This is a genomic window from Alteraurantiacibacter buctensis, assembly GCF_009827655.1.
Lineage (GTDB): Bacteria > Pseudomonadota > Alphaproteobacteria > Sphingomonadales > Sphingomonadaceae > Alteraurantiacibacter > Alteraurantiacibacter buctensis.
The window spans coordinates 158,281-172,875 of record NZ_WTYV01000004.1; the positions used below are offsets into that span (position 1 = coordinate 158,281).

13 protein-coding genes are annotated in these 14,595 nt (G+C 67.0%); 7 read left to right on the forward strand and 6 right to left on the reverse strand.

The features are described 5' to 3' along the window. Nucleotides 1-2 precede the first annotated feature (2 nt). Nucleotides 3-698, forward strand: coding sequence for a dienelactone hydrolase family protein (locus tag GRI99_RS11270; RefSeq protein WP_337192911.1), 696 nt, complete (start codon nt 3-5; stop codon nt 696-698). Here GRI99_RS11270 and GRI99_RS11275 read toward each other — a convergent pair. The 3 genes from GRI99_RS11275 to GRI99_RS11285 form a co-directional block, all read right to left on the reverse strand. Continuing rightward, entirely contained in the window at nt 695-2,479 is a 1,785-nt protein-coding gene (locus GRI99_RS11275; protein ID WP_160772140.1) for an acyl-CoA dehydrogenase C-terminal domain-containing protein, read from the reverse strand. The genes GRI99_RS11270 and GRI99_RS11275 overlap by 4 nt on opposite strands. Before the next feature lie 11 nt (nt 2,480-2,490). Then, nucleotides 2,491-2,862, reverse strand: a complete 372-nt coding sequence (gene hisI / locus GRI99_RS11280) for a phosphoribosyl-AMP cyclohydrolase (protein WP_160772141.1) — start codon at nt 2,860-2,862, stop codon at nt 2,491-2,493. Between the two features lie 339 nt (nt 2,863-3,201). Further along, nucleotides 3,202-3,936 carry a ComF family protein gene (locus GRI99_RS11285; protein WP_160772302.1) on the reverse strand — a complete coding sequence of 245 codons (735 nt, stop codon included), beginning with the start codon at nt 3,934-3,936 and terminating at the stop codon, nt 3,202-3,204. A gap of 74 nt (nt 3,937-4,010) precedes the next feature. Between GRI99_RS11285 and GRI99_RS11290 the strand changes: the two genes are divergently transcribed. Beyond that, a complete protein-coding gene (locus GRI99_RS11290; RefSeq protein ID WP_202393057.1) occupies nt 4,011-4,754 on the forward strand; it encodes a methyltransferase domain-containing protein in 744 nt (247 codons plus the stop codon). A gap of 151 nt (nt 4,755-4,905) precedes the next feature. Here GRI99_RS11290 and ppdK read toward each other — a convergent pair whose 3' ends face one another. The 3 genes from ppdK to GRI99_RS11305 all read right to left on the reverse strand — a co-directional run bounded on the left by ppdK (nt 4,906) and on the right by GRI99_RS11305 (nt 10,704). Continuing rightward, nucleotides 4,906-7,569, reverse strand: a complete 2,664-nt coding sequence (ppdK, locus tag GRI99_RS11295) for a pyruvate, phosphate dikinase (RefSeq protein ID WP_160772142.1) — start codon at nt 7,567-7,569, stop codon at nt 4,906-4,908. Between the two features lie 142 nt (nt 7,570-7,711). Continuing rightward, nucleotides 7,712-9,808, reverse strand: coding sequence for a glycine--tRNA ligase subunit beta (gene glyS / locus GRI99_RS11300; RefSeq protein ID WP_160772143.1), 2,097 nt, complete (start codon nt 9,806-9,808; stop codon nt 7,712-7,714). Continuing rightward, on the reverse strand, nt 9,805-10,704 hold the full coding sequence (locus tag GRI99_RS11305; protein ID WP_160772144.1) for a glycine--tRNA ligase subunit alpha: 900 nt from the start codon (nt 10,702-10,704) through the stop codon (nt 9,805-9,807). Before GRI99_RS11305 ends, glyS begins: the two co-directional genes overlap by 4 nt. 128 nt (nt 10,705-10,832) lie before the next feature. Here GRI99_RS11305 and GRI99_RS11310 point away from each other — a divergent pair, with 128 nt between their 5' ends. From GRI99_RS11310 to GRI99_RS11330, 5 genes are all read left to right on the forward strand, one after another. Further along, nucleotides 10,833-11,756, forward strand: coding sequence for a TraB/GumN family protein (locus GRI99_RS11310; protein ID WP_160772145.1), 924 nt, complete (start codon nt 10,833-10,835; stop codon nt 11,754-11,756). Continuing rightward, complete coding sequence (locus GRI99_RS11315) at nt 11,753-12,616, forward strand: TraB/GumN family protein (RefSeq protein WP_160772146.1); 864 nt, start codon at nt 11,753-11,755, stop codon at nt 12,614-12,616. Before GRI99_RS11310 ends, GRI99_RS11315 begins: the two co-directional genes overlap by 4 nt. Before the next feature lie 103 nt (nt 12,617-12,719). After that, complete coding sequence (locus GRI99_RS11320) at nt 12,720-13,334, forward strand: 50S ribosomal protein L25/general stress protein Ctc (protein WP_160772147.1); 615 nt, start codon at nt 12,720-12,722, stop codon at nt 13,332-13,334. 76 nt (nt 13,335-13,410) lie between these two features. Beyond that, nucleotides 13,411-13,980, forward strand: a complete 570-nt coding sequence (gene pth / locus GRI99_RS11325; protein WP_160772148.1) for an aminoacyl-tRNA hydrolase — start codon at nt 13,411-13,413, stop codon at nt 13,978-13,980. Nucleotides 13,981-14,141: 161 nt separating this feature from the next. Beyond that, complete coding sequence (locus tag GRI99_RS11330; protein ID WP_160772149.1) at nt 14,142-14,489, forward strand: PEP-CTERM sorting domain-containing protein; 348 nt, start codon at nt 14,142-14,144, stop codon at nt 14,487-14,489. Nucleotides 14,490-14,595: the final 106 nt, after the last annotated feature.

Genomic DNA, 14,595 nt, shown 5'->3' on the forward strand with positions numbered 1-14,595 from the left:
GCATGATCGAGGTTTCCTATGCCGACGGCGAGGTGGCGCTGACGGGCACGCTGCATGTGCCCGACAGCACTCCGCGCGCGGCCGTGGTGGTCTTCCCCACGATCATGAACCCTACCCAGTCGGTCAGCGACAAGGCGGCGGACCTGGCGGCAAACGGCTACCTGGCGCTGGTGGCGGATTTTTACGGCGCAGTGCCCGCGAGTTTCGACGAGGCGCGGGATATGGCGATGGGCATCCGCGCCACGCCCGAAACCTACCGCCGCCGTTTGCGTGCCAGTTTGAAGGCGCTGGCCACCCGTCCGGAAGCTGCCGGCCTCCCCATCGGCGCGATCGGGTTCTGCATGGGCGGGCAGGCGGTGCTGGAACTGGCGCGCGATGGTGCGCCGTTGTTCGCCGTTGTCAGCTTCCACGGCCTGCTGGATACCGATGCGCCCGCCGGTTCAGACGCGATCAGCGCGCGAATCCTGGTCTGCCACGGCGATGCCGACCCGATGGTGCCCCGCAGCCAGGTGATGGCGTTCTGGGAGGAGATGGACGCCGCAGGAGCTGACTGGCATTTCCACTCCTACGCTGGTGTGAAGCACGGCTTCACCAACCCGGCGCCCAACCCCAACCCTGCCACCGGCTATAACGCCAGTGCCGACCGGCAGAGCTGGGCGGCAATGTACGCGCTGTTTGACGAGGTGCTGGGCGCTTAGGTCCGCAGGAACTGCTCCGGGCTCAGCGCCATCATGGCCCCGGCCCCCACCTTCACGCGCTGGCGCAGCGTGGTGCACAGCGGCAATTGCTGCTCCGCATAGAAGCGCGCAGTGCTGAGCTTGGCCTCAAGGAAAGGCTTGTCCCCTTCGCCTGCGGCCAGTTGCGCGTGGGCCACGCTGGCCAGCCGCAGCCACATCCAGCCAAGCGCCAGGGTGCCGACCAGCTGCATCCAGGCATAGGCCCCGCCCAGCATATCCTCCGGATCGACAGCGGCCTGTTCCAGCAGCATCTTCACCGCCGCCTCGCCATGGTGGACGGCCTTTTCCAGCGGATCGGCGATAAAGGCGAGCTCTGCCGGTGCTGCCTGGCAATCAGCCGCGATCTGGTGCAGCAGCGCGTTCGCCACCGCCCCGCCATCACGCGCGGTCTTGCGGCCCGCAAGGTCCAGCGCCTGCACGCCGTTCGCGCCTTCGTAGATCATCGCGATGCGGGCATCGCGCACGATCTGCTCCATGCCCCATTCCTTGACGTAGCCGTGCCCGCCGAACACCTGCTGCATGTTCACAGCTACCTCGAAGCCCCTGTCCGTGCCGAAGGCCTTGATGACAGGAGTAAGGAACGAGATCAGCGCATCGGACTGCTTGCGCACCATCGGATCACTGGCGTGGTGCGACTTGTCGATCTGTACCGCCGTCCACAGCACCAGCGCGCGGAACCCTTCTGCAAAGGCGCGCGCGTCCATCAGCATGCGCCGCACATCGGGGTGGACGATCAGCGGATCGGCGGCGGTGGCCTTGTCCGCCCGCTGGCCCGCGCCGCGCCCCTGCCTGCGGTCCAGCGCATAGGCGGCGGCTTTCTGGTAGGAATGCTCGGCATGGGCCAGCCCCTGCACGCCCACGCCAAGGCGGGCGGCATTCATCATGATGAACATGGCGGCCAGGCCCTGGTGTGGCTCGCCCAGCAGCCAACCGGTGGCGCGGTCGAAGTTGAGCACGCAGGTGGCGCTGCCGTTGAGGCCCATCTTGTGCTCGATCGAACCCACGCTGACCGTGTTGCGCTCGCCCGTCTCGGGAATGAACTTCGGGACCAGGAACAGCGAAATGCCCCGCGTGCCCACTGGCGCGTCAGGAAGGCGGGCCAGCACCAGGTGGACAATGTTGTCGGTCAGGTCATGGTCACCGCCGGAGATGAAGATCTTTTCGCCGCTGATGGCGTAGGTGCCGTTGCCGGCAGGCACGGCGCTGGTCTTCATCAGGCCCAGGTCGGTGCCGGCGTGGCCCTCGGTCAGGGCCATGGTCGCCAGCCATTCGCCGCTGACCATCTTGGGCAGGTAAGTGGCCTTGAGTTCGTCCGACCCGGCCGCTTCCACCGTGGCCACCGCGCCACTGAGGATGCCGGCATACATGGTGAAGCCGGGGCAGGAGGAGTTGAGATACTCCTCGATCACGCTGAACAGCGCGTGGGGCATCCCCTGCCCGCCAAAGACCTCGGGCTGGGCCAGCGTGCCCCAGCCGCTTTCCACCCACTGGGCATAGGCCTCGCGGAAGCCATCGGGCGTTGTCACGCTGCCATCGGCGTGGCGGGTGCAGCCCTGCCGGTCGGATACAGTGTTGAGCGGGGCAATCACCTCGCGGCAGAAGCGGCCGGCTTCGTGGGCAACGGCTTCGATCAGGCTCTCATCGACCATTGCGTAGGCAGCGGGATCGTCCATCTCATGTACGCGCAGGACATCGCGCAGCACGAAGATCACGTCAGCGGCGGGAGGGGCGTAATCGGCCATGGCTTGCTCTTTCAGTCGAGGCGCGAGAGGCCGTCCGGCCCCAGTTCGCGGTAGAAACACGAGAATTCGCCGGTGTGGCAGGCGGGCCCCGTCGGGCGCACCTTCAGCACCAGCGCGTCCTGGTCGCAATCGACCAGGATCTGGTGAACGTGCAGCGCGTTGCCGCTGGTCTCGCCCTTCTGCCAAAGCCGCCCGCGGCTGCGTGAGTGGAAGTGGGCCAGCCGGGTTTCACGCGTGGCGGCCAGTGCTTCGGCATCCATGAAGGCGAACATCAGCACTTCGCCCGAGACCGCATCCTGCACGATGGCGCCGATCAGCCCGGCCGAGTCGTATTTGGGGGCAAAGGCGAAGCCGGCCTCGGCCTCGGTGCTGGCGGCGGACATGGCGGTGCGGCTCCCTCGCTTCGTCGCGGTTAATGCGCCGGTTCCATAGCGGCTTGTTGCAGGATGACCACAGGGATTCAGCAAAATCGGCGCGGCGGAACGTGCGCTGTTTGCGATGGGGCATTTATCGGGGATGAAGGCCTGCGGCTGGACGGGCCGTCTGCCTTTTGCGGCTAGCCAATGGCCAAGGATGGGGAGGAAGGGACCTGCACAAGCAGGCCATTCATGAGGGTTTGGAGCGCGCTTTTAACGGGGGGTTAGAACGCCGCTGCTCCAGCGAGATCGTCACGCGAACGCCCGGGGTGGAAACGCCCCGGGCGTTTTGCTTTGGTCGCGCCTTCACAGCGCTTCATCCAGCACTCGGCTGAAACAGGCGATCCGCACTTTCGCGGCACCAGCCTTGCGCAGCACCTTGAGACAGGCTGTGGTGGTCGCCCCGCTGGTCATCACGTCATCCACCAGCAGCACCTGCGCCCCCTTCACCTTCGCGGCCCGCTTCGGGTTCACCGCGATGGCCCCTTTCAGCACTTCGGCCCGCTGCTTGCGCCCCAGTTCGCCCAGCGACGGCGTGGCCTTAACCCGCACCAGGCCATCCACCAGCAATTCGTGCCCCATTGCCCGAGCGATCTCGCCCGCCAGCAGCGCGCTCTGGTTGAAGCCGCGCCGCCACAGCCGCCAGCGATGCAATGGCACCGGCACCACCAGCCATTGCCCCTCCAGCAGCGGCAACCGGGCCAGCATCTGCCGGGCCAGCAGACCGGACAGGGCAATGCGGTGGCCGTGCTTGAAGGCCAGCACCAGCTTCCTCGCCTCATCGGTGTAGAGCGTGGCAGCACTCACCCCGTCGTGCAGCGGCGGGCTGGCGAGGCACGGGGCGCAGACCGAACCGTCGGGCATCTCGTCATGTCCGAACGGCCGCTGGCAGGCGGCGCAGGCCGGTTCGCCCGGGATCACCAGGCCCGACCAGCAGTCCTGGCACAGTGCCCCGTGAGCGGCGATCGCCGTCCCGCAGGCCGGACAGCGCGGCGGGTAGACCAGGTCGATCACCGGGCTGAGGGCCTGTTTCAGCATCAGCGCCACGCTGCCGCTTCCAACCGACCGAGGCAAGCGCTGTTGCGCGCCGCCCGCTCTCGCGGCATGGGCGGGCGATGGCCAGCGTTCCCCGCATCTTCAGCCAGTCCCGCCGTGCCGCCCGCGCCCGGCGCCACGCCGCGCTGGCCGCCTGCGCCGCGCCGGAGGACCAGTTCCTGCGCGCCCACCTGGCCGACGAGGTGCTCGACAGGCTCGACTTCATGCGGCTCGATCCTTGCCCCACCCTGCTGCTGGGGGATGCGGCGGGCGTGTTGGCGGAGCAGCTTGAGCGGCGGGGCCACCCGGTCACCAAGCTGGAGGTCGACGAGGAGCGCCCCCTTCCCCCGCCGCAGTGGCCGTTGATCGTCAGTCTGCTGGCGCTGGATACGGTGAACGACCTGCCCGGTGCCCTGATCCACCTGCGCCGCGCACTCACTCCCGGTGGCCTGCTGATCGCCTGCATCACCGGCGCGGGCACACTGGCCACCTTGCGCGCAGTGCTGCAACAGGCCGATGGCGACCGGCCCGCCGCCCGCGTGCATCCGCAGATCGACAACCAGATCGCCAGCGGCCTGCTGGCCCGCGCCGGGTTCCAGCGCCAGGTGGTGGATTCGCATAGCCTGCCGGTCAGCTACCGTTCGCTTGACCGGCTATTGACCGACCTGCGCACGCAAGGCCTCACCGGCGTACTGGCCGATGCCCCGCCGCCGCTGACCCGCGGCGCCCTCGATCGCGCCCGCGCCGCCTTTGCCAATCGCGCCGATTCGCAGGGTCGGGTGACCGAGACGTTCGAGCTGCTGACGCTGACCGCCTGGGCCTGAAATCCAACTAACCTGGAACACCTGGAACAGTGTCCAGGGGCCAATCGTCACGATGCCGCCAAGGGCGGGCAATTGCCGGGTGGAGACGCTGGGCGGAAGGGGGGCCATGTGCCGCAGCACTGGCACACCCCCTGCCGTGTAGGACAGCCCCCTAGCCCAACGCCGCCTGCGCTGCGGCAAGCCGGGCAATCGGCACGCGGTATGGTGAGGCGCTGACGTAATCGAGTCCCACCTCCTCGCAGAAGCGGATGGAGGCCGGATCGCCGCCGTGTTCGCCGCAGATGCCCAGCTTCAGGTCCCCGCGCGTGGCTCGCCCGCGTTCTGCCGCCAGGCGCACCAACTGGCCCACCCCGTCCACATCGATGCTGACGAAAGGATCGCGCGGGAAGATGCCCTGCTCCACGTAAGGCGCCAGGAAGCGACCCGCATCGTCACGCGAAACGCCCAGCGTGGTCTGCGTCAGGTCGTTGGTGCCAAAGCTGAAGAAGCGCGCTTCCTGCGCAATCTCTCCCGCCATCAGCGCAGCGCGCGGCAGTTCGATCATGGTGCCCACCATGTATTCCAGCGTGCGGCCCTGCTCGGCAAACACTTCTGCCGCAACGCGGTCCACCAGCGCGCGCAGGATTTCCAGCTCCCTGCGGGTGGCCACCAGCGGGATCATGATCTCTGGCACCACGGGATCGCCCCCGGTGGCGGAAACCTGGCAGGCGGCCTCGAAGATGGCCCGCGCCTGCATCTCGTAGATTTCCGGGAAGGTGATGCCCAGGCGGCAGCCGCGATGGCCCAGCATGGGGTTGAATTCGTGCAGTTCGCCCGCGCGCCGCTTCAGGTGCTCCACGCTCACGCCCACGGCTTCGGCCAGCTCGGCAAACTCGTCGTCCCGCTGCGGCAGGAACTCGTGCAGTGGCGGATCGAGCAGGCGGATGGTGCAGGGCAGGCCGGCCATGGCGCTGAAGATCGCCACGAAGTCGCCCCGCTGTTCGGGCAGCAGCTTGGCCAGCGCCGCACGGCGACCGGCCTCCTCATCGGCCAGGATCATCTCGCGCACGGCCAGGATGCGCGCGGCATCGAAGAACATGTGCTCGGTGCGGCACAGGCCGATGCCTTCCGCGCCGAAGGCCAGCGCCATGCGGCAGTCTTCCGGCGTTTCCGCATTGGTGCGCACCTTCATGCGGCGGTGCTTGTCGGCCCACTCCATCAGGGTGCCGAAGTCGCCCGCCAGTTCTGGCTCGATCGTGGGCACAAGGCCCGCCATCACCTGCCCGGTGGTGCCATCCAGCGTCAGCAAGTCGCCCTCGGCCAGCGCCCGGCTGCCGATCTTCAGGGTGCGCGCGGCCATGTCGATGGAAACGGCGGAGGCACCGGACACGCAGGGGCGGCCCATGCCGCGCGCCACCACGGCGGCGTGGCTGGTCATCCCGCCGCGCGCGGTCAGGATGCCCTGCGCCGCGTGCATGCCGTGGATGTCCTCCGGCGAAGTTTCCACCCGGACCAGGATCACCTTGTCGCCATCGTTGGCCCACTTTTCCGCCAGGTCGCTGTCCAGCGCGATCCTGCCGCTGGCCGCGCCGGGGCTGGCGGGCAGCGCGGTCGCCAGCACATCGCGCGGGGCATCGGGATCGAGCATGGGGTGCAGCAACTGGTCCAGCGCCATCGGATCGACGCGCTTGATCGCGGTCACCTCGTCGATCAGCCCCTCGCCCACCATTTCCACCGCCATGCGCAGCGCGGCCTTGGCGGTGCGCTTGCCGCTGCGGGTCTGCAGCATCCACAGCTTGCCGCGTTCCACGGTAAATTCGATGTCCTGCATGTCGCGGTAATGCCGCTCCAGCAGGTCGAACACGCGGGCCAGTTCGCCATAGGCTTCGGGCATGGCCTCTTCCATGCTGGGGGCGCTGGCGCCCGCAGCCTCGCGAGCCTGCTTCGTCAGGTATTGCGGGGTGCGGATGCCAGCCACGACGTCCTCACCCTGGGCATTGACCAGCCATTCGCCGTAATAGGCGCGCTCGCCCGTGGCGGGATCGCGGGTGAAGGCCACGCCGGTGGCGCTGGTATCGCCCATGTTGCCGAACACCATGGCCTGCACGTTGACCGCCGTGCCCCAGTCACCCGGAATGTCGTTGAGGCGACGGTAGACCTTGGCGCGGTCAGAATCCCAGCTATCGAACACGGCGCGGATCGCGCCCCACAACTGCTCGGTCACGTCCTGCGGGAACGGGTGGCCCAGTTCGGCCTCGGCCAGGCGCTTGTATTCGGCCACCAGCTCCTGCCAGTCCTCAGCCAGCATTTCGGTGTCCGACATGTAGCCCCGATCTTCCTTGGCGATCTCCAGTGCTTCCTCGAACAGGCCGTGATCGAGGCCCAGCACCACATCGGAATACATCTGGATGAAGCGGCGGTAGCTGTCCCAGGCAAAGCGTTCGTCACCGCTGACGCTGGCCAGGCCCTGCACGGTGGCATCGTTGAGGCCCAGGTTGAGGACGGTATCCATCATGCCGGGCATGGAAACCCGCGCGCCGGAGCGGACCGAAACCAGCAGCGGATCGGCGGCATCGCCAAAGCTCTTGCCCACGGCGCGCTCGATATGGGTCAGCGCCTCGGCCACTTCGGCGCGCAGCGCGGCTGAGAAATCGTTGCCCTGCTGGAGGTAGGAAACGCATTCCTCGGTGGTGATGGTGAAACCCGGCGGCACCGGCAGGCCGATGCCCGCCATCTCGGCCAGGTTGGCGCCCTTGCCGCCGACGATTGTCTTGTCCTTCGCCCGCGCATCATCGTGCAGGGCACCCCCGCCGAAGGTGTAAACCGATTGTGTCATTACCTAAGCTCCGCACATTCGTGGCCGGCGCGTTTCTCCCCCGCGCCGGTCCGCGATCCCCCTGCAACGTGGCGGACACAAAGTCGAATGTTACAGGCGTGACCGTGCCATAAGGCAATTGTTACACCCGCGAAGGTTCGCTTCAGCCCTCGATACGCGAGAAATCCGCCACGTTGTGCACTGCAGCACGGAACCTTGCAAGCAGCGCGAGGCGCTGGCCGCGTTTGGCCGGGTCCGCATCGTTGACCGTGACGCTTTCGAAGAAGGCATCGATCGGCCCGCGCAGGGTGGCGAGCGCGGCCATGGCGCCCGCGAAGTCCTCTGCGGCAATGGCAGCGGTGGCCTTCGGCTCGGCCTCGTCCAGCGCGGCGATCAGGGCGGCCTCCGCCGGTTCCGGATCGTAGGGCAGACCGGGCGCGTGGCGCATTGCCATCTTGGCGGCAACGGCACTGGCGACCAGCGGATCGTCCACCATCGCCAGCGGGTCTTCCTCGCCCGTCTGGGCGATCTGGCCCTCGATGCCCTGCCAGTCCTCCTTCTTCAGGATATTGGCGGCGCGCTTGTAGCCCGCCAGCAGGTTGGCCCCTTCAGCCGTCTCGATATAGCTTTGCACTGCGTTCACCCTTGCCAGCAGGCGGACCAGATCGTCCTCCCCGCCAAGAGCAAACACCGCATCGATGATATCGTGCCTGACGCCGGCCTCGCGCTGCTGGACCTTGAGGCGGTCGGCGAAGAAGTCGAGCAGGTCACCCTCGGCTACGCCGAAGCGCAAGCCATTGTCCTGAATGACGCGGATGATGCCAAGGGCCGCACGGCGCAAGGCAAAGGGATCCTTCGAGCCGGTGGGCTTCTCCTCGATTCCGAAGAAGCTGCGCAGGGTATCCAGCTTGTCCGCCAGGCTCACCGCCACCGTCACCGGCGCAGTCGGCACCTCGTCACCCTGCCCGACCGGCTTGTAGTGATCGCGCACGGCATCGGCCACGGCATCGGGTAAACCAGCAGCGCGGGCGTAGTAGCCACCCATCAGACCTTGCAATTCAGGGAATTCGCCGACCATTTCGGTGACGAGGTCGGCCTTGCACAGGCGCGCGGCCTGTTCGGCCAGGTCGGGGTTGGCTCCGGGGACAATGCCTTCCTCGGCCAGCCAGCGGGCGAGCTTCGCCACCCGCTCCACCTTGTCGGCCACGGTACCCAGCTTCTCGTGGAAGGTGATCCGCGCCAGCTTCCTGGCGTGGTCTTCAAGCGAGACCTTCTGGTCCTGCTCCCAGAAGAACCGCGCATCGGACAGGCGCGCGGCCAGGACCTTGCGGTTGCCGTCCACGACAACGGCGGGATCATCGGCGGTGATGTTGGCGGTGCAGACGAAGGCGTTGGCCAGCTTCCCGTCCGCCCCGGTGCACACGAAGTACTTCTGGTTCACCCGCGCCGTCAACTGGATCACCTCGGGCGGCACGTCCAGGAAGGCCTCGTCGAACCGGCCCAGCAGCGGCACGGGCCATTCGGTCAGGCCGGCGTTCTCCACCACCAGCCCCTCGTCCGCCACCAGCGTCAGCCCGGCGGCGGCGGCCACGGCGGCAGCCTCGCGGCGGATCGTGTCCTGCCGTTCCTCGTGGTCCACGATCACATGGCAGGCGCGCAGCTTCTCCTGGTAATCGGCAGCCGAGCCGATGGTGATCTCACCCGGGCAATGGAAGCGATGGCCGTGGGTGGCATAGCCGCTGGCAATGCCGTCCACCGCGCATTCCACCAGTTCCTCGCCCAGGATGGCGACTATGCCCGACAGCGGGCGCACCCAGCGCAAGCATTCGGTAGACAGCGAAGCCGCCCCCCAGCGCTGCGACTTGGGCCAACTGAACTGGCGGATGATTGAGGGGATTGCCTCGGCCAGCACGTCCTTCACCGCGCGACCCGGCTTGTCGATCACGGCGAACCACACGCCGTCACGGTCCTGCAACTGGTCCCTGGTCAGGCCCGTCTTGCGCAGGAAGCCCTCTAGCGCCTGCTCCGGAGCGGAAGTGCGCGGGCCCTTGAACTCCTCGCTCACCGCCGCCGTGGTGTCCGGCAGGTCACGCGCGATCAGTACCAGGCGGCGCGGGGTGGACCATACGGTGATGGCACCGGGCGACACGCCTGCGGCAGCCATCTGGGCGCGGAACAGCTTGTCCAGCTCCTCGCGCGCGCCCCTTTGCATGCGGGCGGGGATTTCCTCGCTGCGCAGTTCGAGCAGGAAGTCGGTCACAGCGTCCACTCCGGATACCTGGCCTGCCATTCGGGCGTCATCTTCTCGGCATATTTCTCGCAGCTCGACCGGGCCAGGTCACGCACGCGCGCCATGTAACTGGCGCGTTCCTGCACGCTGATCACGCCGCGCGCCTGCAGCAGGTTGAACACGTGGCTGGCTTCAACCGCCTGCTCGTAGGCCGCGATCGGCACGCCAGCTTCCAGCGACCGGCGGCATTCGGCCTCGGCCTTGGCGAACAGGTCGAACAGCGCATCGGTATCGGCCACCTCGAAGTTCCACTTCGACATCTGCCGCTCGTTCTCCAGGAACACGTCACCATAGCAAACGCCGCGCCCGTTGAAGTCCAGGTCGTACACGTTGTCGACGCCCTGGATGTACATCGCCAGGCGCTCCAGGCCATAGGTCAGCTCGCCCGCCACCGGCTTGCAATCGAACCCGCCCATCTGCTGGAAATAAGTGAACTGCGTCACCTCCATGCCATCGCACCACACTTCCCAGCCCAGGCCCCAGGCACCCAACGTGGGGCTCTCCCAGTCATCCTCCACAAAGCGGATATCGTGCTTCAACGGATCGACGCCGATCACCTCAAGGCTTTTCAGGTAGAGGTCCTGGATGTCCGGCGGGCTCGGCTTCAGGATCACCTGGTACTGGTAATAGTGCTGCAGCCGGTTGGGGTTCTCGCCATAGCGGCCATCGGTGGGCCGGCGGCACGGCTGCACGAAAGCGGCGTTCCACGGCTCCGGCCCCAGGGCGCGCAGCGTGGTGGCCGTGTGGAAGGTGCCTGCGCCCATGCGCATGTCATAGGGTTGCAGGATCAGGCAGCCCTGCGCGCTCCAGAAATCGTGGAGCGCAAGGATCATGTCCTGAAAGCTCTTGTCAGGCTGTCTCGTCATATGCGGAGGCGCAATGGCGGAAGGCGGTTTGCGGGTCAATGGCGAGGGCGCAACGGGCAGGACTGGACTTGCCCGCGCGCTGCCCTATGGATCGCAGGCGAAAACCGTCCTTCGGAGTAACAGGGGCAATGCCGATTTCCATGGTGCGCAAGGCCGCTTTGGCACTGGCGGGCGCATGCCTGCTGCCGCTGCTGGGATCGTGCGCCACGCCGGCCGATGCCGGGGCAACAACCGAACAGCGCCCCGCCGATGCCGTGCCCGGCCCTGCACTGTGGGTGGTGCGGGACGAGGACACCACTATCTACCTGTTCGGCACGGTCCACGTGCTGCCCGAAGGCGTGGAGTGGTTTGATACCCGCATCGCCGGTGCGCTGTCGTCGGCCGACGAACTGGTGACCGAGCTGAACATGGACAATCCGGAGGCGATCTCCGGCTCGATCATCGCTGCCGCGCCGCTGCCGGAAGGGCAGAACCTGCGCGAGTTGATGACCCCGCAAAACCGCGTGGAGTTCGAAACCGCGCTGACCAGCATCGGCTTGCCGCCGAACGCGCTGGACCGGTACGAGCCGTGGTATGCCGCCATCGTCCTGTCGCTGGGACCGTTGCAGAACGCCGGGTTCGATCCGGCCACCGGCGTGGAGAACGCCCTGGCCGAGCGCGCCGCCGGCAAACGCCATGACGCACTGGAAACGATCGAGCAGCAGGTGCAGATGTTCGACGGGATGGAGCTGGAGCACCAGCTCAATTACGTGGACGAGGCGGCCGAGGGCGTGGCAGACGTGCTGACCACGGTGGAAACGATGGTCAGCCAGTGGCGCGCGGGCGACGTGGACCAGCTCGGCCAGACGCTGAACGACGATATGGACGATGCCTATCTGGTCAATCGCCTGCTGATCAACCGCAACATGAACTGGGCAGGCTGGATCGAACGGCGACTGGCCCAGCCCGGTCGCGTGTTCGTGGCCGTGGGTGCCGGGCACCTGGCCGGTGAAGGCAGCGTGCAGGACCAGTTGCGCACCCGCGGGCTGACCGTCACCCGCATCTGGAAGTGATCGCGCGTTTCCTGCTGTCGCTGTCGCTGGCTTTGGGGCTTGCCGCCTGCCAGCAGGAACCGGCGCGCGACTGGCCCGATCCCCGGCCTGCCCTGTGGCACGTTTCGTCCGATAACGGGGCGGAAGGCTGGCTGTTCGGCACCGTCCATGCCCTGCCCGAAGGAGCGGATTGGGAAACCCCGCTGCTGGAGGCGGAACTGGCCAGGGCTGGCCTGCTACTGGTCGAGATCGCCGGGCTGAACGACACCACCGGCGCATCCGAGGCGTTCGAGGATCTCGCCCATTCGCCCCGCCTGCCTCCGCTGCTGTCGCGCGTAAATGAAGCAAGGCGAGCCGAAGTCGCCACTCTGCTCGCTGCCAGTGGGCAGTCCGAAGATGCTTTTGCCGATGTCGAGACCTGGGCGGCGGCGCTGATGCTCTCCGGGTCAGGCCGCGTGGGCGATCCGGCGCTGGGTGTGGACCGCGCACTGCTGCGCCGGGGGCCGCGTGCCGAGGGGCTGGAAGATCATCGCTCGCAACTGGCGATCTTCGATACCCTGCCAGCCGGCGAACAGGCCGATCTGCTGGTGGCCGTCGCCCGCGAAACCGCCGCCGACGACGGCGAGCAGGCGCTGGAGGATTGGCTGCGCGGCGACATCGCGGCGCTGGAACGGCGTGCCGATGCGGGAATGATGGGCGATGCGGAACTGCGCGATGCGCTGATGGACGGCCGCAACCGCGCCTGGAGCGGGCGGATTGCCGCCGCGATCGATGGCGGACGCAAGCCGTTCGTGGCTGTCGGCGCGGCGCATATGCTGGGGCCGCAGGGTCTGCCGGCGCTGCTGGCGGCGCGCGGCTTTCGGGTGGAACGCATACAGTAGTTGCTTTTCCACTCGTGCCTGCTAATGGCCCGCCCTTCCCCGACATGGTCATCCCTGGAGGCGTGGCGGGCGAAATGTGTATCCGTATTCGAAAGGCATTACCATGAGCGACGCTCTGAACCTGCCGGCCGAAGCGCGCGAACGGGCTGGCAAGGGAGCCTCCCGTGCACTGCGTCGCGCAGGCCGTGTCCCCGCCGTGATCTATGGCGGCAATGAAGAACCCACCACCATCCACGTGGAAGAGAAGCTGCTGATGCAGCAGCTGATGACCGGCCACTTCATGAACTCGATCATCAAGATCGAGGTCGGTGGCAAGACCGTCAGCACCCTGGCGAAGGACGTTGCGCTGCATCCGGTGAGCGATCGCCCGCTGCACGTGGACTTCTATCGCCTGGGCAAGGACGCCAAGTTCCACGTCTCGGTTCCGGTGGTCTTCATCAACGAGGAAGCCAGCCCGGGCCTGAAGCGCGGTGCCGTGCTGAACGTTGTCCGCCACGAGCTGGACCTGGTGTGCGATGCCGAGCACATCCCCAGCGAGATCGAGATCGACGTGACCGGCCTGGACGTGGGCGATTCGATCCACATCAGCCACGTGAAGCTGCCGCAGGGCGCCGCTTCGGGCATCACCGACCGCGATTTCACCATCGCCACCGTGGTGGCCCCGTCGGCTCTCCGTCGCGCTGACGCGGAAGCTGCCGAGGAAACCGCCGAGGCTTGAGCCTTTCCGGCATTTGCGACACAGCAGGGGGCCGGCAGCGATGCCGGCCCCTTTCTTTTTCAGGAGCCTGTCAGCGATGCAATTGTGGGTCGGCCTCGGCAATCCCGGACCGCAGTACGCGATGCACCGCCACAACGTGGGCTTCATGGCGCTGGACGTGATGGCCGATATGCACGGGTTCGGACCGGTGCAGAAGAAGTTTCAGGGCTGGCTGCAGGAAGGCCGCATCGGGCGCGAGAAGGTGCTGCTGCTGAAGCCCGCCACGTTCATGAACGAGAGCGGCCGCGCGGTGGGGGAAGCCATGCGCTTCTACAAGCTTGGGCCGGACGCGCTGACCGTGTTCCATGACGAGCTGGACCTGGCCCCCTTCAAGGTAAAGGTGAAGCGCGGCGGCGGCACGGCGGGCCACAACGGCCTGCGCTCGATCGATCAGCACCTGGGCCCCGATTTCCGCCGCGTGCGGCTGGGTATCGGCCATCCGGGGCACAAGGACCGGGTCCACGGCCACGTCCTGGGCAACTTCGCCAAGGCGGAGCTAGACCGCCTGACCGACATGCTGGCGGCCGTTTCTGCCGAGGCCCCGTGGCTGGCCGAGGGCGACGATGCCCGCTTCATGAGCGATGTGGCCCTGCGGATGCAGGATTGATCGCACCCGCGGGCAAACCGTCGGAATTCTTGACAGTAACAAGGTGTCCACATCACCGTTAACCAACCAAAACCGCAGAATTCTGCGATTGGCACGGCCTTTGCGACGTTTTTGGCACAAGTTTGTTTAGCTTCGTCATTTGCCAATCTTGGGGGTAACTCATGATCAAGAAGTCGTTCATCGCCATGGCTCTCGCCACTGCCGCTTTCGCAGCTACGCCGGCTTCGGCCACCTTCTCGTGGTGGGGCGGTTCGTCGGGCGGGCATACCCACAGCCCGGGTTGCGGCCACTACACCGGCAGCTCCAGCACCGGCTCGAGCACCTCGACCTCGTCGAGCTCGTCCAGCTCTTCCTCGACCAGCAGCTCGACCTCGTCGTCGACCACGGGCGGCACCACCGGCAGCACCAGCGGCACCCCGGTGCCGGAACCGGGCATGCTGGGCATGTTCGGCCTGGGCCTAGCCGGCATCGCTTTCGGTCGTCGCCGGATGCGCCGCGCGGCGCGCTGAGCCAAGTTTACGAAAACCTCTCCTGGTTTTCTTCGGCGGGCGGGTATCCTTCGGGGTATCCGCCCGCACCCGTCTGGGTCCGGGTGTTTCGGACTTGTGGCCCCTG

What these genes read in the sequence shown, in the direction of transcription:
- GRI99_RS11270 (WP_337192911.1), top strand. Translation starts at nt 3, where the DNA reads ATGATCGAGGTTTCCTATGCCGACGGCGAGGTGGCGCTGACGGGCACG.
- GRI99_RS11275 (WP_160772140.1), bottom strand. Translation starts at nt 2,479, where the DNA reads ATGGCCGATTACGCCCCTCCCGCCGCTGACGTGATCTTCGTGCTGCGC.
- hisI (WP_160772141.1), bottom strand. Translation starts at nt 2,862, where the DNA reads ATGTCCGCCGCCAGCACCGAGGCCGAGGCCGGCTTCGCCTTTGCCCCC.
- GRI99_RS11290 (WP_202393057.1), top strand. Translation starts at nt 4,011, where the DNA reads ATGGCCAGCGTTCCCCGCATCTTCAGCCAGTCCCGCCGTGCCGCCCGC.
- ppdK (WP_160772142.1), bottom strand. Translation starts at nt 7,569, where the DNA reads ATGACACAATCGGTTTACACCTTCGGCGGGGGTGCCCTGCACGATGAT.
- GRI99_RS11305 (WP_160772144.1), bottom strand. Translation starts at nt 10,704, where the DNA reads ATGACGAGACAGCCTGACAAGAGCTTTCAGGACATGATCCTTGCGCTC.
- GRI99_RS11310 (WP_160772145.1), top strand. Translation starts at nt 10,833, where the DNA reads ATGCCGATTTCCATGGTGCGCAAGGCCGCTTTGGCACTGGCGGGCGCA.
- GRI99_RS11320 (WP_160772147.1), top strand. Translation starts at nt 12,720, where the DNA reads ATGAGCGACGCTCTGAACCTGCCGGCCGAAGCGCGCGAACGGGCTGGC.
- pth (WP_160772148.1), top strand. Translation starts at nt 13,411, where the DNA reads ATGCAATTGTGGGTCGGCCTCGGCAATCCCGGACCGCAGTACGCGATG.
- GRI99_RS11330 (WP_160772149.1), top strand. Translation starts at nt 14,142, where the DNA reads ATGATCAAGAAGTCGTTCATCGCCATGGCTCTCGCCACTGCCGCTTTC.